This is a genomic window from Microbacterium sp. UMB0228, assembly GCF_002871415.1.
GTDB lineage: Bacteria > Actinomycetota > Actinomycetes > Actinomycetales > Microbacteriaceae > Microbacterium.
The window spans coordinates 501,576-527,918 of record NZ_PNFU01000003.1 but is presented as its reverse complement, the minus strand read 5'-3'; the positions used below and the strand labels follow the sequence as shown (position 1 = coordinate 527,918).

Here is a 26,343-nt window from a genome sequence, read left to right as displayed (position 1 = left end):
TGTTTCGACGTTCGTGCACGTCGGCCCCGGGCGGCCGGGCCAATGGTTACAAAGCTGAAATCAACCCTGCCGATGAGCACGGGCCGATGCTCATCAGAGCACGTCGCCCTGTCCGTTGAGTTTCAACGACTCCACCACGCCCTTCACCCGCTGCGCGTTCTCGACCGTCGTGACCAGGAGCGCGTCGGGGGTGTCGACCACGACGATGTCCTGCACGCCGACGAGGCTGATCACGCGGCTGGTCTGGCTGACGAGGATGCCGCTGGCCGCGTCGGTGAGCACCCTGGCGCGGGGTCCGAGGACGGCGAGGTCGTTCTTGCGGCCGTTCGTGATGAGCTTCGTCAGCGACGCGAAGTCCCCCACGTCGTCCCAGTCGAAGTGCCCGGGGACCACGGCGAGGCGCCCGCGCCGCGCCGCCGGCTCCGCGACGGCGTAGTCGATCGCGATCTTCTTCAGCCGCGGCCAGATGCGGTCGACGGCCGGCCCGCGGAGCTCCCGGTCGTCCCAGGCCTCGGCGAGCTCGAGCAGACCGGCGTGCAGCGCGGGCTCGTTGGCCGCGAGCTCGTCCAGCAGGACGCTCGCCTTCGCGATGAACATGCCCGCGTTCCACAGGTAGGTGCGCTCGGCGAGGTAGGCCTTGGCCGTCTCCAGATCCGGCTTCTCGACGAAGCTCTCGACGAGGGCCGCCTCCCTGGCGCGCTCGACGACCAGCTCCGGCCCCTTCTTGATGTAGCCGAAGCCGACCGCCGGCTCGGTCGGCGCGATGCCGATCGTGCAGATGTAGCCCTCCCTCGCGACCTCGACGGCGTCGCGGACGGCGAACTCGAAGACCCGCGTGCCCCGGATGACGTGGTCGGCGCTGAACGAGCCGATGATGACGTCCGGGTTGCGCCGGTGCAGCACGGCCGCCGCCAGCCCGATCGCCGCCGCGGACTCGCGGGGCTCGGATTCCAGGAAGACGTTGAGGTCGGCGATGCCCGGCAGCTCCGCCTCCACCGCCGCCCGGTGCGCACGCCCGGTGACCACCGCGATCCGGTCCGGACCGGCGAGCGGCTCCAGACGGTCCCACGTGTCGCGCAGCAGCGAATGCCCGGACCCGGTGAGATCGTGCAGGAACTTCGGGGCGTCCGCCCGGGACAGCGGCCACAGCCGACTGCCGATGCCGCCGGCAGGGATGACCGCGTAGAAGTCTTCGATCGGCTCGCTCATGCAGGCCAGCGTAGCGGCGGGCCCGACTTAGGCTCCCCTTCGTCGCCCGGGGCGTCCGCGCGGGAATAGGATGGACACCGATCGGGCGTGCCTGACCCTCCTCCAGGCCAGATGTGGACGAAGCAGCGCACGCGACCGAAACACATCGATCCAGGGAGGACGACCGTGTCCACAAGCGCTCGCTTGACACCGTCGATTTCGGAAACCACGTCCAAGACCCCCCGCGGCACCCTCTACCGGGGTCGCGAAGGCATGTGGTCGTGGGTGCTTCACCGCATCACCGGAGTCGCCATCTTCTTCTTCCTGTTGGTGCACGTGCTCGACACGGCGCTGATCAGGGTGTCGCCGGAGGCGTACGACGCGGTCATCGGCACATACAAGAACCCGGTCATGGCGATCGGCGAGGTCGTCCTCGTGGCGGGCATCGTCTTCCACGCCATGAACGGCCTGCGCATCATCGCCGTCGACTTCTGGTCGAAGGGCGCCAAGTACCAGCGCCAGCTCTTCTGGGGCGTGCTGCTCGTGTGGGGCATCATCATGGCCGGCTTCGTGCCGCGCCACCTGATGCTCGCGTTCGCCGGCTTCGGAGGAGGACACTGATGACCGCCCAGACCGTCGCCGCTCCCGCCCGTCGCCAGCGCGGCGTCAACCTCGAGAAGTGGGGCTGGGTCTTCATGCGCGTCTCGGGCGTCGTGCTCGTCGTGCTGATCTTCGGCCACCTCTTCGTCAACCTCATGGTCGGCGAGGGCATCCACGCCCTCGACTTCGCCTTCATCGCCGGCAAGTTCGCCACCCCGTTCTGGCAGTGGTGGGACGTGCTGATGCTCTGGCTCGCACTCATCCACGGTGCCAACGGCATGCGGACGATCGTGAACGACTACGTGACCAACCCGACCGCGCGCAAGGCGCTCGTCTGGGCCCTCGGCCTGGCCGCGGGCCTGCTCATCCTCCTCGGCACCCTGGTCGTCTTCACGTTCGACCCGTGCCTGGGTGTGACCGAGTCGAGCACGCTGTGGGAGACCTGCCAGGCGCAGGGCTAGAAGAAGAGGCAAACGAGAAGTGACTACCCAGACGCAGGATTCCGTCGTCCGTGACGGCGTGCACTACCACCAGTTCGACATCGTCATCGTGGGCGCCGGCGGCGCCGGCATGCGGGCGGCCATCGAGGCCGGCCCCGGCGCGAAGACGGCCGTGATCTCCAAGCTGTACCCGACGCGCTCGCACACCGGTGCCGCGCAGGGCGGTATGGCGGCGGCCCTCGCGAACGTCGAGGAGGACTCCTGGGAGTGGCACACCTTCGACACCGTGAAGGGCGGCGACTACCTCGTCGACCAGGACGCGGCGGAGATCCTTGCGAAGGAGGCCATCGACGCGGTCATCGACCTCGAGAACATGGGCCTCCCCTTCAACCGCACCCCCGAGGGCAAGATCGACCAGCGCCGCTTCGGCGGCCACACGGCCGAGCACGGCAAGACCCCGGTCCGCCGCGCCTGCTACGCCGCCGACCGCACCGGTCACATGATCCTGCAGACGCTGTTCCAGAACTGCGTCAAGCTCGGCATCAACTTCTTCAACGAGTTCTACGTGCTCGACCTCATCACCGTGAAGGACGCGGCGGGCGCGACCCAGATCGCCGGCGTGGTGGCCTACGACCTCGCGACGGGCGAGCTGCACGTCTTCCAGTCCAAGGCCGTGATCTTCGCCACCGGCGGCTTCGGCAAGATCTTCAAGACGACCTCCAACGCGCACACCCTCACGGGCGACGGCGTCGGCATCGTCTGGCGCAAGGGCCTCCCCCTCGAGGACCTCGAGTTCTTCCAGTTCCACCCGACCGGCCTCGCCGGCCTCGGCATCCTCCTCACCGAGGGCGCCCGCGGCGAGGGCGCGATCCTGCGCAACGCCTCCGGTGAGCGCTTCATGGAGCGGTACGCCCCCACCATCAAGGACCTGGCGCCTCGTGACATCGTCGCGCGCTGCATGGTCCAGGAGGTCGCGGAGGGCCGCGGCGCCGGTCCTCACAAGGACTACGTGCTGCTGGACTGCACGCACCTGGGCGCCGAGGTGCTGGAGACCAAGCTCCCCGACATCACCGAGTTCGCCCGCACCTACCTGGGCGTCGACCCGGTCGTCGAGCCGGTCCCCGTCATGCCGACCGCGCACTACGCCATGGGCGGCATCCCCACGAACAACAACGGCGAGGTGCTCGCGGACAACGACACCGTCGTGCCCGGCCTGTACGCCGCCGGCGAGTGCGCCTGTGTCTCGGTGCACGGCGCCAACCGCCTCGGCACGAACTCGCTGCTCGACATCAACGTGTTCGGCAAGCGGTCCGGCCGCAACGCCGTCGAGTACGTCAAGACGGCCGAGTTCGTCCCGCTGCCGGAGAACCCCGCCGGGTTCGTCTCCGACATGCTCGAGGGCCTGCGCAACAACCAGGGCACCGAGCGGATCGCGGTCCTCCGCAAGACGCTGCAGGACGAGATGGACAAGGGCGCGCAGGTCTTCCGCACGCACGAGTCGCTGCAGCACGTCCTCGGCGTGATCGCGGAGCTCCGTGAGCGCTACAAGAACGTGCACGTCGACGACAAGGGCCACCGGTTCAACACCGACCTGCTCGAGGCGGTCGAACTCGGCTTCCTGCTCGACATCGCCGAGGTCGTCGTCTACGCCGCGCAGAACCGCGAGGAGAGCCGCGGCGGACACATGCGCGACGACTTCCCGAAGCGCGACGACGAGAACTACATGAAGCACACCATGGCGTACCTCACGGGCGACCCGCACTCCTCCGACCCGAGCGACCACATCAAGCTCGACTGGAAGCCGGTCGTCTTCACCAAGAACGACAAGGGCGAGTTGAACTACCCGCCGATGGAGAGGAAGTACTGAGCATGTCGAACGCCATCGCCGAAGCGCCGGCCGAGACGACCGAAGACACCGGGATCCAGTCCTTCATCGTCACCTTCAACATCCGCCGGTTCGACCCCGAGGTCGACGCCGAGCCGCACTGGGTCGACTACGACGTGGAGCTCTACTCCACCGACCGCGTGCTCGACGCCCTGCACAAGATCAAGTGGGAGGTCGACGGCTCGCTGACCTTCCGCCGCTCCTGCGCCCACGGCATCTGCGGCTCCGACGCCATGCGCATCAACGGCCGCAACCGCCTGGCCTGCAAGACGCTGATCAAGGACCTCGACATCTCGAAGCCGATCTACGTCGAGGCCATCAAGGGCCTGCCGCTGGAGAAGGACCTCGTCGTCGACATGGAGCCGTTCTTCGCGTCGTACCGCGAGGTGCAGCCGTTCCTCGTCGCGAACTCCGTGCCGGAGAAGGGCAAGGAGCGCACGCAGTCCATCGCCGACCGCGAGATCTTCGACGACACCACCAAGTGCATCCTGTGCGCCGCGTGCACCTCGTCGTGCCCCGTGTTCTGGACCGACGGCCAGTACTTCGGTCCGGCCGCGATCGTCAACGCGCACCGCTTCATCTTCGACTCGCGCGACGACAACGCCGCGGTGCGTCTCGACATCCTCAACGACAAGGAGGGCGTCTGGCGCTGCCGCACGACCTTCAACTGCTCCGAGGCGTGCCCCCGCGGCATCGAGGTCACCAAGGCCATCGCCGAGGTCAAGCAGGCGGTCCTCCGCGGGCGTCCCTGACACGCCGACGCAGGCAACCACGCGAGAACAGGCGGTCCCGGACGGGGCCGCCTGTTCTCGCGTCTGCGCCTGTTCTCGCGGAGGCAGGCCGGGCGCGCGAAGGCGGGGCCCGCGCTTGGGTAGGGTGGGGGCGTGTCCGAGCCCGGTTCGGCGACCGACGGTCGTCTCGATGCCGCGGTCGAGCGCGCGACCGCGCTGACCCGGCGTACCCTCGGCCTCTTCCCGGTGCGGGTGTGGCGGCACTTCCTGCAGCACAACGGCTTCCTGCTCGCCGCCGGGGTGAGCTACCAGGCGCTGTTCGCCATCTTCGCCGCGATCTACCTCGCGTTCGCGATCGCGGGCCTCTGGCTCGGCGGCAGTGAGGAGGCGGTGAACGGGCTCATCGAGATCATCAACAACTACATCCCGAACCTGATCCTCGACGAGGGCGGCGTCTTCACTCCCGCGCAGGTGCAGGAGATCGCCTCGAACACCAGCGGGCTCCTCGGCATCACCGGTCTCATCGCCCTCGGCACGGTGATCTGGACCGCGATCGGGTGGGTGACCTTCTCGCGGCGGGCCGTGCGCGACATCTTCGGCCTCGAGCCCGACCGGCGCAGCTACCTCCTCCTCAAGGCGCGCGACCTGCTCGCCGCCCTGATCTTCGGCGTCGCCCTCATCGTGGGCTCTGCCCTCAGCTCCGCCAGCGCCGCGGTCCTCAGCTGGGTGCTGTCGCTGCTGGGCTGGGACGCCGGCTCCGACGGCCTCAACATCAGCATCCGGATCGGCACCGTCCTGGTGTCATTCGTCCTGCTGACGGGAGCGCTGGCGGCGATGGTGCGCTTCCTCACCGGCACCTCGCTGCACTGGGGCACGATCTGGCCGGGAGCGCTCCTCGGCGGCGCGGCCATGACGGTGCTGCAGTTCGGGGTCGGGTTCCTGCTGAGCTACACGCCGTCGAACCCGCTGCTGGCGACCTTCGCGATCTTCGTCGGACTGCTGCTGTGGTTCCGGGTGAACGGGGTGGTCATGCTCGTCGCCGCCTCGTGGATCGCCGTCGCCGCCCAGGACCGCGACCTCCCGCTCCTGCTGCCGACGGAGGCCGAGCGGCGGGTGGCCGAACACGCCACGCTGCTCTCCGCGGCACGGATCCGACTGCGCGACGCCCGCGCCGCGCGCGACGAGGCCCCGTGGTACCGGAGCTGGGCGGCCGGGCACGCCGTCCGCGCGGCGGAGGACGAGGTCGCGCGACTGGAGGCCTCCGCTCCCCCGCCCGCACCCCCGACCTCCCCACTCGCGCAGCGCCTGCTCTCCGAGCTCGATCACCGTCAGAACCGCGATGTCGGCGGTGCTCGTTAGGCTGGAGGAATGCCTCACCTGCGTATCGCCTCGGTCAATGTCAACGGGATCCGGGCGGCCGCCCGCAACGGGATGAGCACGTGGCTGGACGCCGCCGACATCGACATCCTCACCCTTCAGGAGGTGCGCGGGCAGGACGAGCACATCGAGGCCGCCCTCCCCGGCTGGACCTTCGTGCACGACGAGGCCACGGCCAAGGGGCGCGCGGGCGTCGCGATCGCCAGCCGCCTCCCCGCGCTCGCCTCCCGGGCGGACTTCGGCCCGGAGGACTTCGACTCCAAGGGGCGCTGGATCGAGGCCGACTTCCTGATCGGCGACCGTCCGCTCACCGTCGTCAGCGCCTACGTGCACTCCGGCGAGGCCGACACCCCCAAGCAGGACGAGAAGTGGAAGTTCCTGGACGCGTTCGAGGCTCGACTGGCGAGTCTGAACACCGACGGCGCCCTCGCCCTCGTCACGGGCGACCTCAACGTGGGGCACCGCGAGCTCGACATCAAGAACTGGCGCGGCAACCGCACCAAGGCTGGCTTCCTGCCGCGCGAGCGCGCCTACTTCGATCGCTTCCTCGGTGAGGCCGGGACGTCGGTCACCGGCGTCGACGGCTCGGTCGGCACGGGCCTGGGCTGGGTCGACGTCGGACGTCGCTTCCACGGCGAGGTGGACGGGCCGTACACCTGGTGGTCCATGCGCGGGAAGGCCTTCGACAACGACTCGGGATGGCGCATCGACTACCACCTGGCCACGCCCGCTCTCGCCGAGCGCGTGCAGGCGTACCACGTGGCCCGTGCGGCCGCGTATGACCAGCGCTGGAGCGACCACGCGCCGGTCGTCGTCGACTACACCTACTGACCCGGTTCCGGCCGCTCGGAGGGCGACGGCTCCGACTCCCGGTACCATCCGCGGTACTCCAGCACGGTGCCGAGCACGGGGTTCACGGCGCGCATGTCAATCGTGCGCCGGCGGTGCTCGGCGTCCCAGCCGTCGACGAGGTCCACGCGCACGCCGAGCGGTCCGGGCAGAGCGAACCGCCGCCCGAACAGCCGCAGGGCGACCCGGACGGTACGCATCCGCAGGAAGCCCTCCGCCGTCACACTGCACTCCTCGATGAGCTCCACGCGGCCACGGGCGCCGAGGAGATTCCGCACCAGCCCCGGCCGCACGCTCACCGTCAGCCGGTCCACGATCCGTGCCGTCCGACCGGGGAAGAGGAACTCGCGGGTGGAGTCGAGCGTTGCGCGGCCGGTCGCCGCGCGCCCGGTCGTCGTGCGCAGCACGAACGGCACGTCCCGCCCCGACGTCGGCACCAGCAGCCCCGGTCCCACGATCGGACGCGCGAGGGCCGCCCAGCGGCCGAACCGGCTCCCCGCGACCGCGAACACGCCCTCCGCGTGCCCCGCCGAGAGCGGAGCACGGTACTGCGCGAGGATCTCCGGGTGGAGGCGCTCCGCCTCCGTGCCCAGGGCGTCGAGGAACACCTGTCCGCGTCTCAGGGGCATGCCGTCCGTCATGACGTCAGCGTAGGGGATGCGACGGCGCCGGGCACCGCGGCGCGGGCGCATAGGATTGACGGGTGAACAAGCCTCGCCTCTACTCCGGAATGCAGCCCTCCGCCGACTCCCTCCAGATCGGCAACTACATCGGCGCGCTCCTGCAGTGGCGGGAGCTCCAGACCTCGTATGACGCGTTCTTCTCCGTCGTCGACCTGCACGCCCTCACGGTCGCCCAGAACCCGGCCGAGCTGCGCGAGAAGACCCGCCGGACCGCCGCGCAGTACATCGCCGCGGGCATCGAGCCGTCGCAGTCGACGCTGTACGTGCAGTCGCACGTCCGTGCGCACGCCGAGCTCGCCTGGATCCTCAGCACGATCACTGGCTTCGGCGAGGCCGGACGGATGACCCAGTTCAAGGACAAGTCGGCCCGCTACGGCGCCGATGCGACCAGCGTCGGCCTCTTCACCTACCCGGTGCTCATGGCCGCCGACATCCTGCTGTACCAGACCGACGTCGTGCCGGTCGGCGACGACCAGAAGCAGCACGTCGAGCTCACCCGCGACCTCGCGGAGCGCTTCAACTCGCGGTTCGGCGAGACCTTCACGGTGCCGGTCCCGGTGATCCAGAAGGAGACCGCGCGGATCTACGACCTGCAGAACCCGACGGCCAAGATGTCGAAGTCGGCCGAGAGCGACGCCGGTGTGCTGTGGATGCTCGACGACCCGGCGAAGTCGGCGAAGAAGATCATGCGCGCGGTGACCGACAACGAGGGCACCGTGCGGTTCGATCGCGAGGCCAAGCCGGGAGTCTCGAACCTGCTCACCATCTACGCCGCGCTGACCGGACGCCAGATCCCCGCGATCGAGGACGAGTACGCGGGCCGCGGATACGGCGACTTCAAGAAGGGCCTCGCCGAGGTCGTCGTGGAGGAGTTCGCTCCGGTGCGCAGCCGGGCTCTCGAGCTCCTCGACGACCCGGCGGAGCTGGACCGGATCCTCGCCGAGAACGCCGCCCGTGCCGACGCCGTCGCCGACCGGACGCTGTCGGACGTGTACGACCGCGTCGGACTCCTGCGCCGGGCGTGAGCCGCGGCCGACCCTAGGATGACATCGTGACCGATCCGCAGCTGCCTCCTCCGCCCGGCGCCGTGCCGCCCCTGCCTCCGACGACCTCGGTCGCGCAGGAGCCGGCCTCCGGTGCCGTCCCGCCGCCCGCATATCCGTCGGCACCGCCGGCCGCTCCGGCACCGTACCCGCCCGCGTATCCGCCGGCACCCCCTGCCGCGCCTCCCGGGGCGTATCAGGTGCCTGTGGGCGGCTACGCGACACCGTCCGGCTCGTACACCGCACCGGATGCCGCGCCGAAGCCCTCGGGGTTCCTCGGCCTGCTCGCTCTCGGCCTCTCGATCCTCGCGGCCGTCGTCATGCCGATCATCGGCGGTGTCAGCGCGTTCGAGGTCGGCCGCCGCATCCCGCAGGGCGTTAGCGGTTCCACGGGCGATCTCGGGTTCCTGTCCCCCGCGCGGGACCAGGTGCTGTGGACGGAGCTGTCCTTCTGGGCCGGCACGGTGTTCGGCATCGCCGCCATCGTGCTCGGCATCATCGCGATTCGCCGGAAGCAGGGGCGCGGAGCGGGCATCGCCGCGCTCATCGTCGCCGTGATCGGCGCGATCATCTTCTTCGTCGCCGTCTTCACCGCTTTCGCCGTCGGCGGGGCGGCGGGGTACGCCACCTTCACGACCTGACCCGCGACGCGCCGCGTCCTCAGCGGGGGGCGTGGTGCTTCTGCTGAGCGGCGAGCAGCCCCTCGTCGACGAGGAGCTCGACGGCGTCGGCCGCGTCGCCCACGAGGAGGGGCAGGTTCGCGCGCTCGTCCTTGCCGAACGGGGAGAGCACCCAGTCGGCCGGGTCCTGCCGACCCACCGGGCGGCCGATGCCCACGCGCACCCGGGGGAAGTCCGGGCTTGTGAGCGCCCGCGCGATGTCGCGGACGCCGTTGTGCCCGCCGTGGCCTCCCCCGGTCTTGAGCTTGACCGTGTCGAACGGGATGTCCAGCTCGTCGTGCACGACGACCAGGTGGTCGAGGGGGACGGAGTAGAACCGGGCGAGCGCCGCGACGGGCGTGCCCGAGACGTTCATGAACGTGTTCGGCTTCGCGAGCACGAGCTTGTCGGCGCCGGGGCGGAGCCAGGTCTCCACGACCCGGGCGCCGCCCTTGTGCTCCCGGAAGCTCTCGCCGCGGCGGGCTGCGAGCTCGTCGACGACCATCTGGCCGATGTTGTGACGGGTCGCCTCATAGCGGGGTCCGGGGTTGCCGAGACCGACCACGAGCCAGGTCGCTGCCATTCCTCGTCCTCTCTCGCCGGAGCCGTCGCCCCGGTCAGGATACGACGGAGGGGACGCGATCCGATCGCGTCCCCTCCGTGATGAAGCAGGCGGAGATCACTCCGCGGCGGCCTCCTCGGACGCCTCGGCGGCACCCTCGGCGGACTCGCCCTCGGTCTCCTCGTCCTCGACCGGAGCGGCCGGGACGGAGATGGCGACCACGAGGACCTCGGCGTCGGTGAGGAGCGTCGAGCCCTTCGGGAGGGTGACGTCGGCGGCGGTGATGTGCGCGCCCTCCTCGAGCCCCTCGACCGAGACCTCGATGTTCTCGGGGATGTGCGTGGCCTCGGCCTCGACCTGGATGGTCGCGGCGTCGAGGTTGACGATGGTGCCGGGAGCCGGCTCGCCGGTCACGACGACGGGGACGTCGATGGCGACCTTCTCGCCCTTCTTCACGACCAGGAGGTCGATGTGCTCGATGATCTGGTGCACCGGGTCCTTCTGCACGTCCTTGACGAGCGCGAGCTGCGAGGTGCCCTCGATGTCGAGGTCGAGCAGCGCGTTGGCGCGGCGGATGATCAGGGAGACCTGGTGACCCGGCAGCGCGACGTGCACGGGCTCGGTGCCGTGGCCGTAGATGACCGCGGGGATCTTGCCGGCGGCGCGCAGACGACGGGCGAAGCCCTTGCCGAAGCTGCTGCGCAGCTCGGCGTGGACCGTGGTGTCTTCAGACATGAGGTTCTCCTTCGGGCACGCAGCGAAGGCGCCGCGCGGTGGTCTTGGAATTGTGGACTCGAACGCGGACGCGTGAGGAAAGCCACCGGGCTTGCTTCGCCGCGTCGATCACGGACGTCCGCGCACGCGCAGAAGCGTCCCTCGCCGAGGTACGACTCCATGGTACCGGATGACCCGATAGGCTGAGGACACCGGTCCCCTCTGCAGAAATTCGGAGTACCTCCATGCTCGACGCCGCGTTCCTCTCTCACGTCCTCCTCTGGGTGATCGGCGCCATGTCGCTGTGCGCCGCCGTCGCGACCGGCGCCGCCCTGTTCTCCCTCGGCCGCTCGGGCTACCGCAAGGACTGAGCGTCCCCCGGTGCTCTCGTGATCGCGACGAGCGCCTCCCGGATCGCCGCCACCTCGCGCCTCAGCGGAAGCGCGGCATCGACGCGGAGCCCGACCTCGTCGTCCCGCAGCGGTTCCCACGCGTCGAGCTGGGAATCGAGCAGCGAGGCCGGCATGAAGTGCTCGGGCCGATCGCCCAGCCGTCGTGCGAGCGTCTCCCGTGCCACGCCGAGCTCGACGAAGACGGCGTCCGGTGCCTCCGCCCTGATGGCATCCCGGTAGCGCCGGCGCAGCGCCGAACAGGCGACGACGATGCGCGTCTCGGCGGCGAGCGTCCGTCCGACCACGCGGAGCCACGGCATCCGGTCGTCGTCGTCGAGAGGGGTGCCCGCCGCCATCTTCTCGACGTTGGTGAGCGGATGCAGGTCGTCCCCGTCCACGAAGCGCGCCCCGAGGTCATCGGCCAGCGCCCCGCCCACCGTCGACTTCCCGGAGCCGCTGGGCCCCATCACGACGATGCGCACGCTCATGCCCGTCGCCTCCCGGCTCAGTAGAACTCGACCGTGTCGACCACTGCACGCAGCTCCCGGCCGTCGAGCAGCCGGGTGGCGTTCTCGGCGAACCTCCGTGCGATGCGCTCCTCCTCCTTCGAGCTCAGAGCCGCCGTGTGCGGGCTGACGAGGACGCGGGGGTGCGTCCAGAGCGGCGAGTCGGCGGGCAGCGGCTCCTGCTCGAAGACGTCCAGCCCGGCGAAGCCGACGCGGCCGTCATCGAGCGCGGCGAGAAGCGCCGTCTCGTCGACGACGCTGCCGCGTCCGACGTTGGTGAGGATGACCCCGGGCTTCACGGCCCGAAGGACCTCCTCCCCGATGAGGTGCCTGGTCTGCTCCGTGCCCGGCAGCGTGACGACGATCGCGTCGACCTCGCCCACCGCGTCCACGAGCTCGTCGGGCGCGATGAGACGGTCGACACCCTCGACCGCGCGGCCGGAGCGGCTGGTTCCCCACACCCGGGCGCCGAGCGCGTGGAAACGGCGGGCGCACTCCGCGCCGATCCCGCCGACTCCGACGACGAGCACGGTCATCTCGTCGACCTGACGCATCTCCCAGCGGTCGGGCCAGGTGCGCTTCCGCTGGTCGTCGAGCAGCCGCGGGAGGCCCTTCGCCCCGGCGAGCACCGCGAAGAGCGCGAACTCGGCCAGCGTTCCGCCGTGGACGCCCGCGCTGGTGGTGAAGACGATGCGGTCGAGGTCGGCGCGGTCGAGTCCCGCCGCCTTGACGGTGCTGCCGCCCCCGGCCGCCGTGGTCATGACCCAGCGCAGTCCCGGATTGGCGGATACCGTCCGCGCCAGTGCCTGCGGGTCGACATCGGGGATGCCGAAGAGCACGTCCGCGGAGTCGACGAGATCGTCGAACGCGCGCTGCTGCTCCGGGGTCCGGCTGAATTCCGGGTCTCCCGACCAGTCGGCAGGGCCGCGCATAGGAGGCACGAGCGCCGCATCGTGGACGACCTCGAGCCGCGGCTCGAGCTCTTCGATGAGCCCGCACAGCTCCTCCGCCAACGGCACCGCGACGACGGCGCGGACCTTCTTCTCGGACTCCGTCACGACCGACTCCCTCCAGCTCCTGTGCTCTCCTCAGCGTAGAGGTCCCGAGCGTCCCGGCCGCCCGGCACCGCGGACGATGACAGGGTCGCGTCACGGGTGCGCCTCGATCCGCCCTACAGCGATACGCTGAACTCAACCCTTCTTCACGATCGAGGAGCCTTCCGTGCCCGAAGCATCAGCGAACATCGGAGTCGTCGGACTCGCCGTCATGGGGTCGAACCTCGCCCGCAACCTCGCGAGCCGCGAGGGCAACACCGTGGCGATCTTCAACCGCAGCTACGAGAAGACGCAGACCCTCCTCGACGAGCATCCCGAGGCGGGCTTCATCCCGGCGAAGACCTACCAGGAGTTCGCCGATTCGCTGCAGAAGCCGCGTACCGCCATCATCATGGTCAAGGCCGGAGCTCCGACCGACGCCGTGATCGACTCCCTCGTCGAGGTCTTCGAGCCGGGCGACATCATCGTCGACGGCGGCAACGCCTACTTCCCGGACACCATCCGCCGCGAGAAGGCCGTCCGCGAGACCGGCATCAACTTCGTCGGCGCCGGCATCTCCGGCGGCGAGGAGGGGGCCCTCACCGGTCCCTCGATCATGCCGGGCGGCTCCGACGAGTCCTGGGTCACGCTCGGGCCCATCCTGAAGTCCATCGCCGCGGTCGCCGAAGGCGAGCCCTGCGTGACGCACGTCGGCCACGACGGCGCCGGCCACTTCGTCAAGATGGTGCACAACGGCATCGAGTACGCCGACATGCAGCTCATCGCCGAGGCGTACGACCTCATCCGGCGCGGCACCGGCAAGACGCCCACGGAGATCGCCGAGATCTTCGCCGAGTGGAACCGCGGCGAGCTGGAGTCGTACCTCATCGAGATCACCGCCGAGGTGCTGCGGCAGGTCGACGCGTCCACCGGCAAGCCGCTGGTCGACGTGATCCTGGACCAGGCCGGCGCGAAGGGCACCGGCGCCTGGACCGTGCAGACCGCGCTCTCCCTGGGCGTGCCGGTCTCGGGTATCGCCGAGGCGACCTTCGCCCGCTCCCTCTCCTCCCACCCCGAGCAGCGCGCGGTCGCCGCCGCGCTTCCGGGCCCGGACGAGGAGTTCACGGTCCCGGCCGACGAGGTCGACGCCTTCGTCGAGGACGTCCGCCTGGCGCTCTACGCCTCCAAGATCGTCGCCTACTCGCAGGGCTTCGACGAGATCCGCGCCGGCGCCGCCGAGTACGGCTGGAACATCGATCTCGGTGCGATCTCCAAGATCTGGCGCGGCGGCTGCATCATCCGTGCACAGTTCCTGAACCGGATCGCGGATGCCTACGCCGAGACCCCCGACCTGCCGGTGCTGATGACGGCTCCGTACTTCGCCGAGGCGCTCACCCGCGGCCAGGCGGCATGGCGCCGCGTGGTGGTCACGGCGGCGCAGTCCGGCATCCCGGCTCCGGCGTTCTCGTCGTCGCTGTCGTACTACGACGGCATCCGCGCCGACCGCCTTCCGGCCGCTCTCGTGCAGGGTCAGCGCGACTTCTTCGGTGCGCACACCTACAAGCGCATCGACAAGGAGGGCACCTTCCACACGCTGTGGTCGGGCGACCGCTCCGAGATCGAAGCCGAAGACACGCACTGACCTCGGGTCTTCGAAGGGCCGGGCACCGCAGGGTGCCCGGCCCTTCGTGCGTCAGACGAGAATGTTGTGGTTGCGGCGGAACACGTTCTGCGGGTCCCACTGCGCCTTCACCGCCCGCAGACGCTCGTAGGCGTCGCCGTCGTACATCCCGGACACCGCGTCCGGGCGCTCGCGGTCGACGAAGTTGCTGTACTCGGCGAGGCGGCCCCCGACGATCCGCTGCGCGTCGGTGGCGGCCTTCTCACGCCCATGCTCGTCGAGCAGCCCGGGGACGTCGAAGGCACCGGCCATGACGAACCACGTCGCGGTGCGCGCCGGGAACGCCGTCTCCTCCTGCGGCACGTCGCTGAACGCCCCACCGAGGGATCGGAGGAACACGACCGAGGCCGGGTACTCCCGCCGATAGGCCACCAGCCGATCGATCGTCTCGTCGTCGAGGTCGGCGACGAGACCGTTCCCGCCGAGGAACCCGGGAGGGGCGGGAGCCTCGCCGCCCTCGGGCTGGGGCATCTCCATCAGGATGTCCCGGTAGGCAGGCTCGGTGATCTCCGTCGTGACACCGTCGAGCGCGGTGATCGGCGCGAGTTCCACGCGAAGCGCTTCCGGGTCGGGCCCTGCCCATACGGCGGTCAGCCGGGCACCGGCCGGAGCACTCGGGTCCATGGGCGGCACGTCCATGTACGTGACGGTGAGCTCGCGCGGGGCGTCGCGGAGGAGTTCGCGCGCGGCCCGGAGCACGGCGGTCGCGTCGCCGTCGACGACGGACTCGGCCAGCGCGATCCCTGGCAGGCGATGCGCTTCGAAGTCGAAACGGGTGACGATGCCGAAGTTGCCGCCACCGCCACGCAGCGCCCAGAACAGGTCGGGATGCTGCGTGGCCGACACCTCCACCACGTCTCCGCTCGCGGTGACGACCTGGGCGCCGACGAGCTGATCGACGGCGAGGCCCCACGCGCGCACCATCCAGCCGATGCCGCCGCCGAGCGTGAGGCCGCCGACACCGACGCTGGCCGTGTCGCCGGAGCTCAGGGCGAGGCCGTGGCCGGCGAGGGCTGTCGCGACATCGCCCCAGACCGCACCGCCACCGATGCGCACGGCGGTGCCGTCGACCTCGATCGAGGAGAGCTCCCCGAGTTCGAGCCGCAGACCGGGAGCGGAGGCGTGGGACCAGGGCCCGTGTCCGCCGGAGACGACGGTCAGGGGGACAGCCTCCTGCGCGGCGGCGCGGACGAGCGCGGCGACCTCGGAGACGGTGGAGGGACGGTGGACGGTGGGCTGTGCGGATTCGACGTGGTCGACCATGAGCACACGGTAGACCCGGGGTCGGACATCGCGGAAGAGGGGCGGCCCACCGTCCGCCCCTCCCCCGCGCCGCCCGCTATCGGGTGATGTCCCTCACCGTCCCCTGCGTCAGACGCAGCCGTTTCGTCGCCCGCCGCGCCACCGCGGAGTCGTGCGTGACGACGACCATCGTGATGCCCTCCGCGCAGAGGCGTTCCAGCAGGTCGAGGATCTCGTCACGCATCCTCTCGTCGAGGTTGCCCGTCGGCTCGTCCGCGAGCAGCACCCGGGGGCGTTTGACGATCGCCCGCGCGATCGCGACACGCTGCTGCTGCCCGCCGGACAGCTCCGCCGGACGATGGTCTCCGCGGTCCGCCAGGCCGACGTGCGCGAGAGCGGCGGCGACCCGGGTGCGTCGTTCCGCCGGGTCGATGCCGAGCGGCTCCAGGGCCATGTCGACGTTCTCCGCCGCCGTCAGCGTGGGGATCAGGTTGAACCCCTGGAAGACGAATCCGATCTCCTGCGCGCGGATCCGTCCCAGCTGCGACGGCGAGGCCGACGACAGTTCACGGCCGTCCAGCTGCAGCGTCCCGGAGGTCGGTGTGTCGAGCGCCCCCAGCAGTTGCAGCAGCGTCGACTTGCCCCCTCCGGTCGGCCCCTGGATCGTGACGAAGGCGCCGGGCATGATCTCCAGGTCGACGCCGGTGAGTGCCGTCACCGTCCGTCCCCTCCGCGTATAGGTGCGGGTGACGCCCGTCGCCCGGTACAGCGGGGTCGCCGCCGACGAGGCCGGAACGCGGGCCTCGGAATCCGTCATCGTGGTCATCTCGGTCTCCTTCTCTCCTGTGTGGTTCGCGACGCCGCTCATGCGACGGACCGCAGTGCCTCGGCGGGGCTCAGTCGCGCCGCCCGCCAGCCTCCGAAGGCGCCGGCGACGAGCCCGCCCAGCACCGCGAGGCCCACGGCGGCGACGAGCACCCAGGGGGTCAGCGGTGCCTGCAGCACGATGTCGGTGGCGGTCTCCGCGCCCGGGGCCATGCCGGCGGGGCCACCGAAGCCGCCTCCTCCCTCCGGGCCTCCGCCGACGGCCGCGGAGCCGGCGGCCACGGTCGGCTGCACGACGGTGATGATCAGGATCCCGGCGAGGCCGAGCACGAGACCTGCCGCTCCTCCGAGGAGTCCCTGCACCATCGACTCCCCGGCGACCTGACGCACGACGCGGCCGTTCGACCACCCCATCGCCTTCAGGGTGCCGAACTCGCGGGTGCGGCGGCCGACGCCGGAGAGCGTGAGGAGCACCGAGAGCAGCACGGCGACGGCGAGGACGATGATCGACAGCCAGGTGCCGAGGTTCGTGACGAGCGCCGTCGCGTTCGAGAGCGAGCCGGACACGGTCGCGGCGAGCTCGGACTGCGAGGAGACGGTGGCGTCGGGAAGCTCCTCCGCCAGGGCCGTCTGCACCTCGTCGATGGACGCCGCCGAATCCGCCTGGACGTACACCGTGGAGATCAGGTCCTCCATCCCGGCCAGCTCCTGCGCGGTGTCGAGCGGGAGGTAGACGTCCGCCGCGGTGTCTGCGGCATCCGACGCCGAGGTGAGGAGGCCGACGACCTCGACGTCGGAGCCCGCGACGTCCAGGGTGTCGCCGACGGCGATGTCCTCGCTCGCGGCGTAGGTGCTGTCCACCAGCGCGACGAGCGCTCCGCTGTCATCGGCGTCCAGCCCACGCCCCTCGCCGATCTCGGCGGAGGCCAGCGGCCCGACCTCCGACGCGGACGGGTCGATGCCCAGGACGGTGAACGACTCGATGCCGAACGCACCGCCCCCGCCCCCGCCGCCGCCACCCTGCGGAGGAGCCTGGCCCTCCGCGGGCGCCTCGCCGCCCTCCGCACCGTCCTGCCCGCCGAAGCCGCCGCTCGGCAGCTCACCGGAGAAGGTCGAGTTCGTCAGGCTCAGCGCACCGGTCGCGGCGGCGACGCCGTCGGTACCGGCCACCGTGTCCAGCACCGCGGCATCGAGCGTCGTCCGGCCGAAGTCCGTGCGCAGGGTCGACTGCTCCAGGGTCGTGGTCTCGCCGTCGCTCTCCCCCGCGTCCTCGTCGAACTCGAACCGCGGCCCCGTCCCGTCGCCCGGTTCCGCGGCCGCACCCGTGACGGTGAGATCCGTCCCGACCCCGTAAACCGCCGCGAGCGACTGCGCCTGGGCGTCGCGCACACCGGTCGTCAGGGCGTTCACCACGATCACGAGCCCGATCGCGATCGCGAGACCGATGGCCACGATCGCCGTCTGCTTTTTGCGGCCCGCGAGTTCGCGCCGCAGATATCGTCCGTACATGTCTCTCCTCCCGCCGCGACGATCGCGGCGCGGAACCGACGCTAGGGACGACCGTTATGCGGATTCGAGGGACGGATGATGAGGGTTCTATGAGGCGGACATCTCCCAGAGAACCCATAGCCCGCTCCATAGAAATCACATAGGAACTTCCGCAGAATAGAGGCATGACCAGCGACCTGCCCGAACTGCGCCGCCCCGACGGCTCCCCTCTGCGCATCCTCGCCGTGGACGACGAGCAGATGCTCACCGATCTGCTCGCCATGGCCTTGCGCATGGAGGGCTGGGAGGTGCGCACCGCCTCCTCCGGTCTCGAGGCGATCCAGGTCGCGAAGGAGTTCGAGCCGGACGCCCTCGTGCTCGACATCATGATGCCCGACCTCGACGGGATGGCCGTGCTCAAGCGTCTCCGCGAAGCCGGCAACCTCGTCCCCGTCCTCTTCCTCACGGCGAAGGATGCCGTTGGCGATCGCGTCGCCGGGCTCACCGCCGGGGGCGACGACTACGTGACCAAGCCGTTCAGCCTCGAGGAAGTGATCGCCCGCCTCCGCGCGATCATCCGGCGCACCGGACACGCCAGCGCCGACGACGGGCAGTCCATCCTCCGGGTCGCCGATCTCACGCTCAACGAGGACAGCCACGAGGTCGTCCGGGACGGCGTGGAGATCGAGCTGACCGCGACCGAGTTCGAGCTGCTGCGCTACCTCATGCGCAACGAGCGCCGGGTGCTGTCCAAGGCGCAGATCCTCGACCGCGTCTGGAGCTACGACTTCGGTGGCAAGTCGTCGGTCGTGGAGCTCTACATCTCCTACCTCCGGAAGAAGATCGACGCCGGGCGCACGCCCCTCCTGCACACCGTGCGCGGCGTCGGCTACATGATCAAGGCCCCGCAGTGAGCGGAGCGACGGTGACGCGACGGCCCATGAGTCTGCAGACGCGGCTGATGACCGCGGTGATCGGGTTCGTGTCGCTGATCCTCGTCATCGTCGCCGTCATCACCAGCGCCACGCTCGGCAGCACGCTGGAGGACCAGCTCGACAACAAGGTGAAGAGCTACGCCGCGACGATCCGGGACGGGATCGTGGAGCGGGTCGCGCCCTCCGAGGCGACCGTCGACAACATCCTCCCCCTCCTCAACTCCCGCGTCCCCGGACTGCTGCTCTCGCTCGGGAGTCCCGTGGCCGGACCGAGCGGTGTCACGTTCCAGGAGAGCCGTGGGGCGTTGAACAGCACGCCGCAGCCGCTCACGCCCGAGCAGTTGCAGAGGTTGTACGGCACGGTCGCACTCGGGACCCCTGCGACGGTCTCCTTCGACGGTCTCGGCTCGTATCGGGTCGTCGCGACCACCGCGAGCAACGGCGTCGTCGTCGTCACGGGACTCCCCCGCGACGACATCCAGAATCAGCTCACGCAGCTCCTCACCGTGATCCTGCTCGCGACGGCGGGCGGCCTGATCCTCCTCGCCCTGACGACGGCGGTCACGATCCGCGTCGGGCTGCGGCCGCTGCGGGCGGTCGCGGCGACCGCGACGAGAGTCGCCAATCAGCAGCTCGACCGCGGCGAGGTCAGCATCACCGAGCGTGTACCGGCGAGCGAGGCCGATCCGCGGACGGAGACCGGGCTCGTCGGCGCCGCGCTCAACAAGCTCCTCGACCACGTGGACACGTCCCTCGCGGCGCGCCAGAAGAACGAGGAGCAGATGCGCCGGTTCGTCGCCGACGCGAGCCATGAGCTGCGTACGCCCCTTGCCTCCATCCGCGGCTACTCGGAGCTCTCGTTGCGGGCGCTGCGTCAGGCACCGGAGGCGACGAAGGAAGACGCGGTCATCGAAGGCACGACCTCTTCGCTGGAGCGTATCCAGGCGCAGTCGCTGCGCATGACGCGGCTCGTGGAGGACCTCCTGCTCCTCGCCCGCCTCGACGAGGGACGCGAACTCGTGTACGGCACGGTCGACCTCGCCCAGCTCGCCCTTGAGGGCCTTTCGGATGCGCGACCGACCGCGGCCGATCATCATTGGAACATCGAGGTGCCGGATGAGCCGGTCACCGTCGTCGGTGATGCAGGGCGGCTGCATCAGGTCGTCGCGAACCTGCTGGCCAATGCCAGGACCCACACCCCCGCGGGGACCACGGTGACGTTGAGCGTGGCCCGGGAGGGCGACGAGGCCGTGCTCCGCGTGCACGACGACGGCCCCGGGATCGATCCTGCCCTCCGCGACGAGCTCTTCGCCCGATTCGCCCGCGGGGACAGCTCCCGCGCCCGGCAGACCGGAGGCACCGGACTCGGTCTCGCGATCGTCAAGGCCATCGTGGAGGGCCACCACGGCCGCATCTCGGTCGACAGCGAGCCCGGCGACACGACCTTCACGGTCCGGATCCCGATGACTCCTCCCGGCGAGACCCCCGACGTCTGACCCGTCCCCCTGTCCTGCACCCGTGCCGAATGCACGATCCGGGGGCGGATGCACGACCGGAACCCGCCCGCACGACTGATCCATTCACACCGTCGTGCACCGGTCCCCCGGTCGTGCAGGTGTCCCCGGCCGGTCTCCGAGGTCGACACGAGCCCGTGCTCACCCGCACGACCCGAACCCGCCCACACGACCCATCCGTTCATCCCCTCGTGCACCCGTCCCCCCGTCGTGCAGGTGCCCCCCAGTCGTGCAGGTATCCCCCGGTCGTGCACCCGTCCCCCAGTCGTGCAGGTGTCCCCGGTCGTGCACCCGTCCCCCGGTCGTGCACCCGTCCCCCGGTCGTGCACCCCGTCCCCCTGTCATGCACCCGCGCCATCGGCACGATCCGGGGGCGGATGCACGACGAGACCGGGGATTCCGTCGTGCGGGTGTCGCGGGGTCGTGCAGGTGTCGCAACCTCCCCGGGCCGAGCGAACGGAGGACGATCCGGGTCAGTAGCCGGCGAAGGCGTCGGTGGTGAGGGAACGGGCCTTCTGCAGCGCGGGCGCGAGGTCGGCGATGAGCCGCGGCGGCCCGGAGATGAAGGCGTGCCGCGCCGAGAGGTCCCCCACCGCGTGCTCCAGGGTATCCGCGTCCAGGCGGGCCCCCTGCGCCCAGGTCCAGTGCGCGGGGAGGTCGTCCGGCTCGTCGCGGGTGAACACGACCGCGCGCACACCCGTCGCGGCGAGCTCGTCACGGAAGGCGAGCTCTTCCGCCGAGGACGCCACGTAGACGAGGACGATGTCGCGCCGCTCCCCCGTCGCCTGGAGCTGCCGGAGCTGCGACACGAACGGGGTCACGCCGATGCCGGCCGCGACCATGAGCACCGGCTGCTCGCCGCGCGGGAGGATGAAGTCGCCCCAGGTTCCGGTCACGGCGAACGTCGCACCGGGCTCGGCCGCCGCGAGAGCCCGCTTATAGCTCGACGGGTGCTGCTGGTCGCCGTTCTTGTACGCGATGCGAAGGGTCGGCAGGTCGGCCGGAGCGGACACGATGCTGAACTCGCGGCGCGTCCCGCGCGCGTCCGGCCGTCGGTGCGGCACGTCGAGCTCGAGATACTGCCCGGGGAGGAACCGCACGCGGCCCTTCGCCCGGAAGGTGAGCTCCTGGGCGGTCGGCGTCACGGAAGTGCGGCTCTCGAGGACGAGACGCACGGACCCGCGGAGCGCGAACGCGAAGGCCACGAGGTTCCCGATGAGCAGAGCGCGCTCCTGTCCGAGCGTGAACAGACCGGCCACCGAGATCGGCCACCCCGCGAGCACGCCCACCACGACGGCGACGACGAGCTGCTGGCGACGACGCGGCGGGAGCGTCAAGGGCTCCGACAGCATGAACGCGCCGAGGAAGAGGAACGGCGACTGGAGCACCGCGAACGACAGCGCCGTCACGAGGTCGAAGGCCACGTCGAACTGCACGGCCTGCACCGCCTGCCGCACGATCGAGGTGGCGACGGCGACGACGAGGAAGAGCAGGACGACCCCGACCTTCTCCGTACGCCAGAGCACGGTGAGCCCGAGGAGGACGACGGGGATTACGAGCACCGGCGTGCCGACCCACCAGGAGGACGAGGTACCGAGCCAGTTGAACGCCCCGAACGCCCCCAGGATCGACACGACCGCGGCACCGAACGCCGCCGGGTTGAAGATGTGCCGTCCTCGCCAGGCGATGAGGTACTTGGACACGCTGGCCACCGCGCCCGCGATGGCGAGGCCGAGCAGCGCCGACGGCTCGATGCCGGGACGCAGCACGAACAGCAGGATGAGGGCCGTGACGAGTGAGGACTCCACGCGCCAGGGCAGGCGGAGCAGGCGCTGCGCGACCGCGTCCACGGCCGAGATCACGACCGCGAGCACGAGGAAGGACGCCACCAGCTCCATCGGCGTCGGAGAGACGATCACCCCGAGCAGGGACAGCACGAGGGCGATGAGCGCGAGGGCCGTCAGCGCGAACAGCACGAGACGGTACATCGACAGTGAGCCGAGCACGGCGAGGACGCGCTGGCGGGCGGCGGCGAAGGCGGTGGTCATGGTGTCCTGTCTCCCACGGTTCCGGCGGCTCGCGCAGGAGCTGCGGTGAAGAGCTCGGCCTGGCAGCCGGGCGAGCGCTGCACACGGCCGTCGGTGGTCATGCGCACCCACTCGACGCCCCAGCGGGCGGCCAGCTCCGGGCCGCCGTCGAAGAACAGCGCGGTGGCCACGGCGTCCGCCGTCATCGCCTCCGGGGCGAGTGCCCACGTCGCCGCCCAGGTGCGGACGGGCTGTCCTGTCCGCGCATCGAGCACGTGGTGGAGGCCCTCGCCCCAGGCCCGTCGATTGACGGCCGAGGCGCACAGCGCGCCATCGGCGATCTCGACGACGCCGATCGCCTTCCGCGCATCGAACGGGTGCTCGAGAGCGACGCGCTCGCCGGCGCCGCGCACCCGGATGTCTCCGCCGGCATCCACGACCACGCCCCCGGGGACGTCGGCCAGCACCGCCATCACCCGGTCGACGAGACGCCCCTTGCCGAGGGCGCCCACGTCGAGGAGGGCGGGCTCGTGCGCCTCGACCGTGTCCGCCGACCAGGTCAGCAGGGACGTCCAGGACGCGGGAGCGGGGCGGGGCTCCACGGCCCGCAGCGAGTACGCGGCGTCATAGCCCAGGGCCTCCAGGCTGTCGGCGACCAGGGGGTTCACCGCACCGGCCGTCGCCGCATCGAGCTCGCGATAGGCATCGAGCATCGGCCCCGTGTCCGGAGCGGACAGCGAGCCGCCCGACCGGCCGAGACGCACCACGTCGGAGTCGTCTCGGAAGCGGGACCAGAGGCGATCGAAGCGCTCGATCTCGGCGGTCACGGCCGCGCGGACGTCATCCGTGAGCGCGGCACCGGTCTCGATCTCCCACCCGGTGCCGATCGCCTCGAATCGCCACTCCCCCATGAGGACGCCTCGCGCCTAGGCGGCGGCCTGCTCCTTAATGGAGGCCACGGCGTCGTTGAAGCCGCCGCTCGTGAGCGACGACCCGGCGACCCGGCTGACGTTCAGCTCGTCGATCGACTTCCCCACGACCTCGTCCGCGATCCCGTCGATGAACTCGCCCTGGTAGCGCTCGGTCTCCGGAGCCTTCGGGTCGCCGGTCACCTCGACCTCCGTCACGACGCCGTCGGCGAGGGTGAGCGTGACGGTGATCTCCTCCACCGTCTCCGGGGTCTGGTACGAGCCGTCGGCGGTGTACGTGCCGTCGGTGTAGGTGCCGGAGGCGTCACCCCCGCTCGACGAGGACGAGGTGCTCGACCCCGCGGTCTCGTCGGTGCCGGTCGAGGTGTCTGCGGCGTCGCCGGTCGACGAGCATCCGGCGAGGACGAACAGCCCCGCGATCCCGAGAAGGGCGGAGCCCGTGCGGACAGAGGTCGGAACGGTCGTGCGGATCATGGGGTCCTCCGTGGTCGTCGTCGGTCGACTCTTCCGTCGATGACTCGACCGTAAGCACCGGGTCTATGCGCGGGCTGTGCCGTCCCGATGAATTACGCGTCCCCGCCGAACATGCTCGTGACGGAGCCGTCTTCGAAGACCTCGTGGATCGCCCGCGCGAGCAGCGGCGCGATCGGCAGCACCGTGAGGTTCTCCCAACGACGCGACGCGGAGAGCGGGATGGTGTCCGTGACGACGACCTCGTCGATCGCCGCGTCCTGCAGCCGCTCGGAGGCCGGGTCGCTGAAGATCGCGTGGGTCGCCGCGACGATCACGCGGTGCGCGCCGTTCGCCTTCAGCGCCTGCGCGGCCTTGACGATCGTGCCGCCGGTGTCGATCATGTCGTCGACGAGGAGGCAGGTGCGCCCCTCGACGGTGCCGACGATCTCGTGCACGGAGACCTGGTTGGCGACCTTTGGGTCGCGGCGCTTGTGGATGATCGCGAGCGGGGCTCCGAGGCTGTCCGACCAGGTGTCGGCCACACGCACGCGGCCCATGTCCGGAGAGACGACCGTGAGGATCTCACGGTCCTCCGGCGTGAGCGTGCGCTCGAAGTGGTCGAGGAGCACCGGTTTGGCGAAGAGGTGGTCGACGGGGCCGTCGAAGAAGCCCTGGATCTGAGCGGCGTGCAGGTCGACGCTCATGACGCGGTCGGCGCCGGCCGTCTTCAGCAGATCGGCGACGAGGCGGGCGCTGATGGGCTCGCGGCCGCGGCCCTTCTTGTCCTGACGCGAGTACGGATAGTACGGCGCGACGACGGTGATGCGCTTCGCCGAGGCGCGCTTGGCGGCGTCGATCATGATGAGCGTCTCCATGAGCCACTCGTTGACCGGCTCGCCGAAGGTCTGCACGAGGAAGAGGTCGCAGCCGCGGATCGAGACCTCGAAGCGGGCGTAGATCTCGCCGGAGGCGAAGGTGCGGTGCTCGACCGGAGCGATCTCGGTGCCGAGCGACGCGGCGACGGCAGCCGTCAGCTCGGGATGCGATCGACCACCCGCGATGACCAGACGCTTCTTCGTCTTGGCGACGAGGCCGGGGGCCACGCCGTTGTCGCGATCCAGGTCGACCGTCTTCTTCTTCCGGGCCATGCTCCGCCTATTCCGCCGAATTCTCCCGGGCCGCGGCATCCGCCGCGCCCGTCCCTGCTCTGTTCTTCTCGACCCACCCCTCGATGTTGCGCTGGGGGGCCACGCTCATGGCCAGGGCACCGGCCGGGACGTCCTTGCGGACGACGGCGCCGGCGCCGGTCTTCGCACCAGGACCAAGCCTAACGGGCGCGACCAGCACCGTGTGCGAGCCGGTGTGCACCTCGTCGCCGATCTCCGTGCGGTGCTTGTTGACGTCGTCGTAGTTGGCGGTGATGGTGCTCGCCCCGAGGTTCACGCCGCGGCCGATCGTCGCATCGCCCACGTACGACAGGTGCGGGACCTTGCTGCCCTCGCCGATCTCCGCGTTCTTCGTCTCGACGTATGCGCCGATCTTCCCCTTCGGCCCCAGCACGGTGCCGGCGCGGAGGTAGGAGAACGGGCCGACGGTCGCCTCGGCGCCGATCACGGCCAGGGTCGCGTCGGTCCGGCGGACGACCGCATCCTCCCCGACCTCGCAGTCGACGAGCGTGGTGTCCGGACCGATCGTCGCCCCCGCGGCGATCGTCGTCGCGCGCAGGATCTGCGTGTTCGGCAGGATCGTGACGTCGGGGGCGAGCGTGGCGTCGTCGTCGATCCAGGTGGTCGCCGGGTCGACGATCGTGACGCCCTCGAGCTGCCAGCGACGGACGATGCGGGCGTTCAGACGACGGCCGACCTCGGCGAGCTGGGCGCGGTCGTTGACCCCGAACGTGACCTCGACGTCCGACACGATCGACGCCGCGACCCGGTCGCCGTCCTGGCGCACGAGGCCGGGCACGTCGGTCAGGTACATCTCCCCCTGGGCGTTGTCCACGCCGATCCGCGGCAGGTAGGTGCGCAGCGTGGCGGCGCGGAACACGTACATGCCGGCGTTGATCTCGCTGACCGCCGCCTCCTCCGCCGTGGCGTCCTTCTGCTCGACGATCCGGTCGACCGTGCCGTCGGCGTCGCGGATGACCCGCCCGTAGCCGGTGGGGTCGTCGACGAGGGCGGTCATGAGGGTCGCCGGGGCTCCGGAGGCGCGGTGCTCGTCGAGGAACGTGGAGAGCGTCTCGGCATCGGCCAGCGGGCAGTCGCCGGAGAGCACGAGCACGTCGCCGTCGAAGTCCGCGGGCAGCGCGTCGACCGCGACCTGGACGGCGCGGCCCGTGCCCGGCACGTCGTCCTGGTCGACGAAGACCGCGTCCGGGTAGTCCTCGCGCAGCGCCGCCACGACCTGATCGCGCTCATGGCGCACGACCACCTCGATGTGCGCCGGCTGCAGACGGGTGGCCGTCGTCAGCACGTGTCCGACCAGAGGCCGCCCGCTGATCCGGTGCAGCACCTTCGGCAGGCGCGACTTCATGCGCGTGCCTTGGCCCGCGGCGAGGACGACGATGGCGAGGTTGTTCCCAGTCAT

General features: G+C 70.6%; 26 protein-coding genes. 12 read left to right on the top strand and 14 right to left on the bottom strand.

The window, feature by feature from the left end:
* Positions 1–93 precede the first annotated feature (93 nt).
* Positions 94–1,209, bottom strand: a complete 1,116-nt coding sequence (locus CJ226_RS09995; protein ID WP_025105659.1) for a mannose-1-phosphate guanylyltransferase — start codon at positions 1,207–1,209, stop codon at positions 94–96.
* Between the two features lie 165 nt (positions 1,210–1,374).
* Between CJ226_RS09995 and sdhC the strand changes: the two genes are divergently transcribed.
* The 6 genes from sdhC to CJ226_RS09965 all read left to right on the top strand — a co-directional run bounded on the left by sdhC (position 1,375) and on the right by CJ226_RS09965 (position 7,052).
* Positions 1,375–1,809, top strand: a complete 435-nt coding sequence (gene sdhC, locus CJ226_RS09990) for a succinate dehydrogenase, cytochrome b556 subunit (protein WP_082758508.1) — start codon at positions 1,375–1,377, stop codon at positions 1,807–1,809.
* Entirely contained in the window at positions 1,809–2,249 is a 441-nt protein-coding gene (locus CJ226_RS09985) for a succinate dehydrogenase hydrophobic membrane anchor subunit (RefSeq protein WP_025105657.1), read from the top strand. The genes sdhC and CJ226_RS09985 overlap by 1 nt, the downstream gene beginning before the upstream one ends.
* A 19-nt stretch (positions 2,250–2,268) precedes the next feature.
* Positions 2,269–4,095, top strand: a complete 1,827-nt coding sequence (sdhA, locus tag CJ226_RS09980; protein ID WP_025105656.1) for a succinate dehydrogenase flavoprotein subunit — start codon at positions 2,269–2,271, stop codon at positions 4,093–4,095.
* A 2-nt stretch (positions 4,096–4,097) separates the two neighbouring features.
* The gene (locus CJ226_RS09975) at positions 4,098–4,865 is read left to right on the top strand and encodes a succinate dehydrogenase iron-sulfur subunit (RefSeq protein ID WP_025105655.1); all 768 of its coding nucleotides are present in this window, start codon (positions 4,098–4,100) and stop codon (positions 4,863–4,865) included.
* A 132-nt stretch (positions 4,866–4,997) separates the two neighbouring features.
* Positions 4,998–6,203: a YihY/virulence factor BrkB family protein gene (locus CJ226_RS09970; protein ID WP_102209072.1), complete on the top strand. Its 1,206-nt coding sequence runs from the start codon at positions 4,998–5,000 to the stop codon at positions 6,201–6,203.
* A gap of 9 nt (positions 6,204–6,212) precedes the next feature.
* Entirely contained in the window at positions 6,213–7,052 is an 840-nt protein-coding gene (locus CJ226_RS09965) for an exodeoxyribonuclease III (RefSeq protein WP_025105653.1), read from the top strand.
* Here the strand turns inward: CJ226_RS09965 and CJ226_RS09960 are convergent.
* Complete coding sequence (locus tag CJ226_RS09960) at positions 7,046–7,711, bottom strand: DUF4166 domain-containing protein (protein ID WP_257996614.1); 666 nt, start codon at positions 7,709–7,711, stop codon at positions 7,046–7,048. The two genes, CJ226_RS09965 and CJ226_RS09960, sit on opposite strands and share 7 nt — an antisense overlap.
* Before the next feature lie 62 nt (positions 7,712–7,773).
* Here CJ226_RS09960 and trpS point away from each other — a divergent pair, with 62 nt between their 5' ends.
* A complete protein-coding gene (gene trpS / locus CJ226_RS09955) occupies positions 7,774–8,778 on the top strand; it encodes a tryptophan--tRNA ligase (protein WP_102209070.1) in 1,005 nt (334 codons plus the stop codon).
* A gap of 26 nt (positions 8,779–8,804) precedes the next feature.
* Entirely contained in the window at positions 8,805–9,437 is a 633-nt protein-coding gene (locus tag CJ226_RS18105) for a hypothetical protein (RefSeq protein ID WP_180964578.1), read from the top strand.
* Between the two features lie 19 nt (positions 9,438–9,456).
* On the opposite strand, the gene pth is transcribed toward CJ226_RS18105, so the two are convergent.
* Positions 9,457–10,038, bottom strand: a complete 582-nt coding sequence (gene pth, locus CJ226_RS09945) for an aminoacyl-tRNA hydrolase (protein WP_102209069.1) — start codon at positions 10,036–10,038, stop codon at positions 9,457–9,459.
* A gap of 96 nt (positions 10,039–10,134) precedes the next feature.
* On the bottom strand, positions 10,135–10,752 hold the full coding sequence (locus CJ226_RS09940) for a 50S ribosomal protein L25/general stress protein Ctc (protein ID WP_062636537.1): 618 nt from the start codon (positions 10,750–10,752) through the stop codon (positions 10,135–10,137).
* A 224-nt stretch (positions 10,753–10,976) separates the two neighbouring features.
* Here CJ226_RS09940 and CJ226_RS18470 point away from each other — a divergent pair, with 224 nt between their 5' ends.
* A complete protein-coding gene (locus CJ226_RS18470; RefSeq protein ID WP_255218687.1) occupies positions 10,977–11,102 on the top strand; it encodes a hypothetical protein in 126 nt (41 codons plus the stop codon).
* Here the strand turns inward: CJ226_RS18470 and CJ226_RS09935 are convergent.
* Positions 11,087–11,611, bottom strand: coding sequence for a gluconokinase (locus CJ226_RS09935; protein WP_102209068.1), 525 nt, complete (start codon positions 11,609–11,611; stop codon positions 11,087–11,089). The genes CJ226_RS18470 and CJ226_RS09935 overlap by 16 nt on opposite strands.
* Before the next feature lie 17 nt (positions 11,612–11,628).
* Positions 11,629–12,687, bottom strand: a complete 1,059-nt coding sequence (locus CJ226_RS09930) for a D-2-hydroxyacid dehydrogenase (protein WP_062636534.1) — start codon at positions 12,685–12,687, stop codon at positions 11,629–11,631.
* Between the two features lie 163 nt (positions 12,688–12,850).
* Between CJ226_RS09930 and gndA the strand changes: the two genes are divergently transcribed.
* Entirely contained in the window at positions 12,851–14,305 is a 1,455-nt protein-coding gene (gene gndA, locus CJ226_RS09925) for an NADP-dependent phosphogluconate dehydrogenase (RefSeq protein ID WP_102209067.1), read from the top strand.
* Positions 14,306–14,356: 51 nt separating this feature from the next.
* Here the strand turns inward: gndA and CJ226_RS09920 are convergent, their stop codons facing one another.
* The 3 genes from CJ226_RS09920 to CJ226_RS09910 form a co-directional block, all read right to left on the bottom strand.
* Positions 14,357–15,607, bottom strand: a complete 1,251-nt coding sequence (locus CJ226_RS09920; protein ID WP_102209066.1) for an FAD-binding oxidoreductase — start codon at positions 15,605–15,607, stop codon at positions 14,357–14,359.
* 76 nt (positions 15,608–15,683) lie between these two features.
* The gene (locus tag CJ226_RS09915; protein WP_180964583.1) at positions 15,684–16,403 is read right to left on the bottom strand and encodes an ABC transporter ATP-binding protein; all 720 of its coding nucleotides are present in this window, start codon (positions 16,401–16,403) and stop codon (positions 15,684–15,686) included.
* A gap of 47 nt (positions 16,404–16,450) precedes the next feature.
* A complete protein-coding gene (locus CJ226_RS09910; protein ID WP_102209065.1) occupies positions 16,451–17,920 on the bottom strand; it encodes an ABC transporter permease in 1,470 nt (489 codons plus the stop codon).
* A 164-nt stretch (positions 17,921–18,084) separates the two neighbouring features.
* Here CJ226_RS09910 and CJ226_RS09905 point away from each other — a divergent pair, with 164 nt between their 5' ends.
* Positions 18,085–18,813: a response regulator transcription factor gene (locus tag CJ226_RS09905; RefSeq protein WP_025105641.1), complete on the top strand. Its 729-nt coding sequence runs from the start codon at positions 18,085–18,087 to the stop codon at positions 18,811–18,813.
* Positions 18,814–18,839: 26 nt separating this feature from the next.
* On the top strand, positions 18,840–20,330 hold the full coding sequence (locus CJ226_RS09900) for a cell wall metabolism sensor histidine kinase WalK (protein WP_102209064.1): 1,491 nt from the start codon (positions 18,840–18,842) through the stop codon (positions 20,328–20,330).
* Positions 20,331–20,821: 491 nt separating this feature from the next.
* Here the strand turns inward: CJ226_RS09900 and CJ226_RS09895 are convergent, their stop codons facing one another.
* From CJ226_RS09895 to glmU, 5 genes are all read right to left on the bottom strand, one after another.
* The gene (locus CJ226_RS09895) at positions 20,822–22,396 is read right to left on the bottom strand and encodes an FAD-dependent oxidoreductase (protein WP_102209063.1); all 1,575 of its coding nucleotides are present in this window, start codon (positions 22,394–22,396) and stop codon (positions 20,822–20,824) included.
* Positions 22,393–23,286: an FAD:protein FMN transferase gene (locus CJ226_RS09890; RefSeq protein ID WP_102209062.1), complete on the bottom strand. Its 894-nt coding sequence runs from the start codon at positions 23,284–23,286 to the stop codon at positions 22,393–22,395. The genes CJ226_RS09895 and CJ226_RS09890 overlap by 4 nt, the downstream gene beginning before the upstream one ends.
* 15 nt (positions 23,287–23,301) lie before the next feature.
* Positions 23,302–23,778, bottom strand: coding sequence for an FMN-binding protein (locus CJ226_RS09885; protein WP_102209061.1), 477 nt, complete (start codon positions 23,776–23,778; stop codon positions 23,302–23,304).
* A gap of 92 nt (positions 23,779–23,870) precedes the next feature.
* Positions 23,871–24,905: a ribose-phosphate diphosphokinase gene (locus tag CJ226_RS09880; RefSeq protein WP_025105636.1), complete on the bottom strand. Its 1,035-nt coding sequence runs from the start codon at positions 24,903–24,905 to the stop codon at positions 23,871–23,873.
* Positions 24,906–24,912: 7 nt separating this feature from the next.
* A complete protein-coding gene (gene glmU, locus CJ226_RS09875; RefSeq protein ID WP_102209060.1) occupies positions 24,913–26,343 on the bottom strand; it encodes a bifunctional UDP-N-acetylglucosamine diphosphorylase/glucosamine-1-phosphate N-acetyltransferase GlmU in 1,431 nt (476 codons plus the stop codon).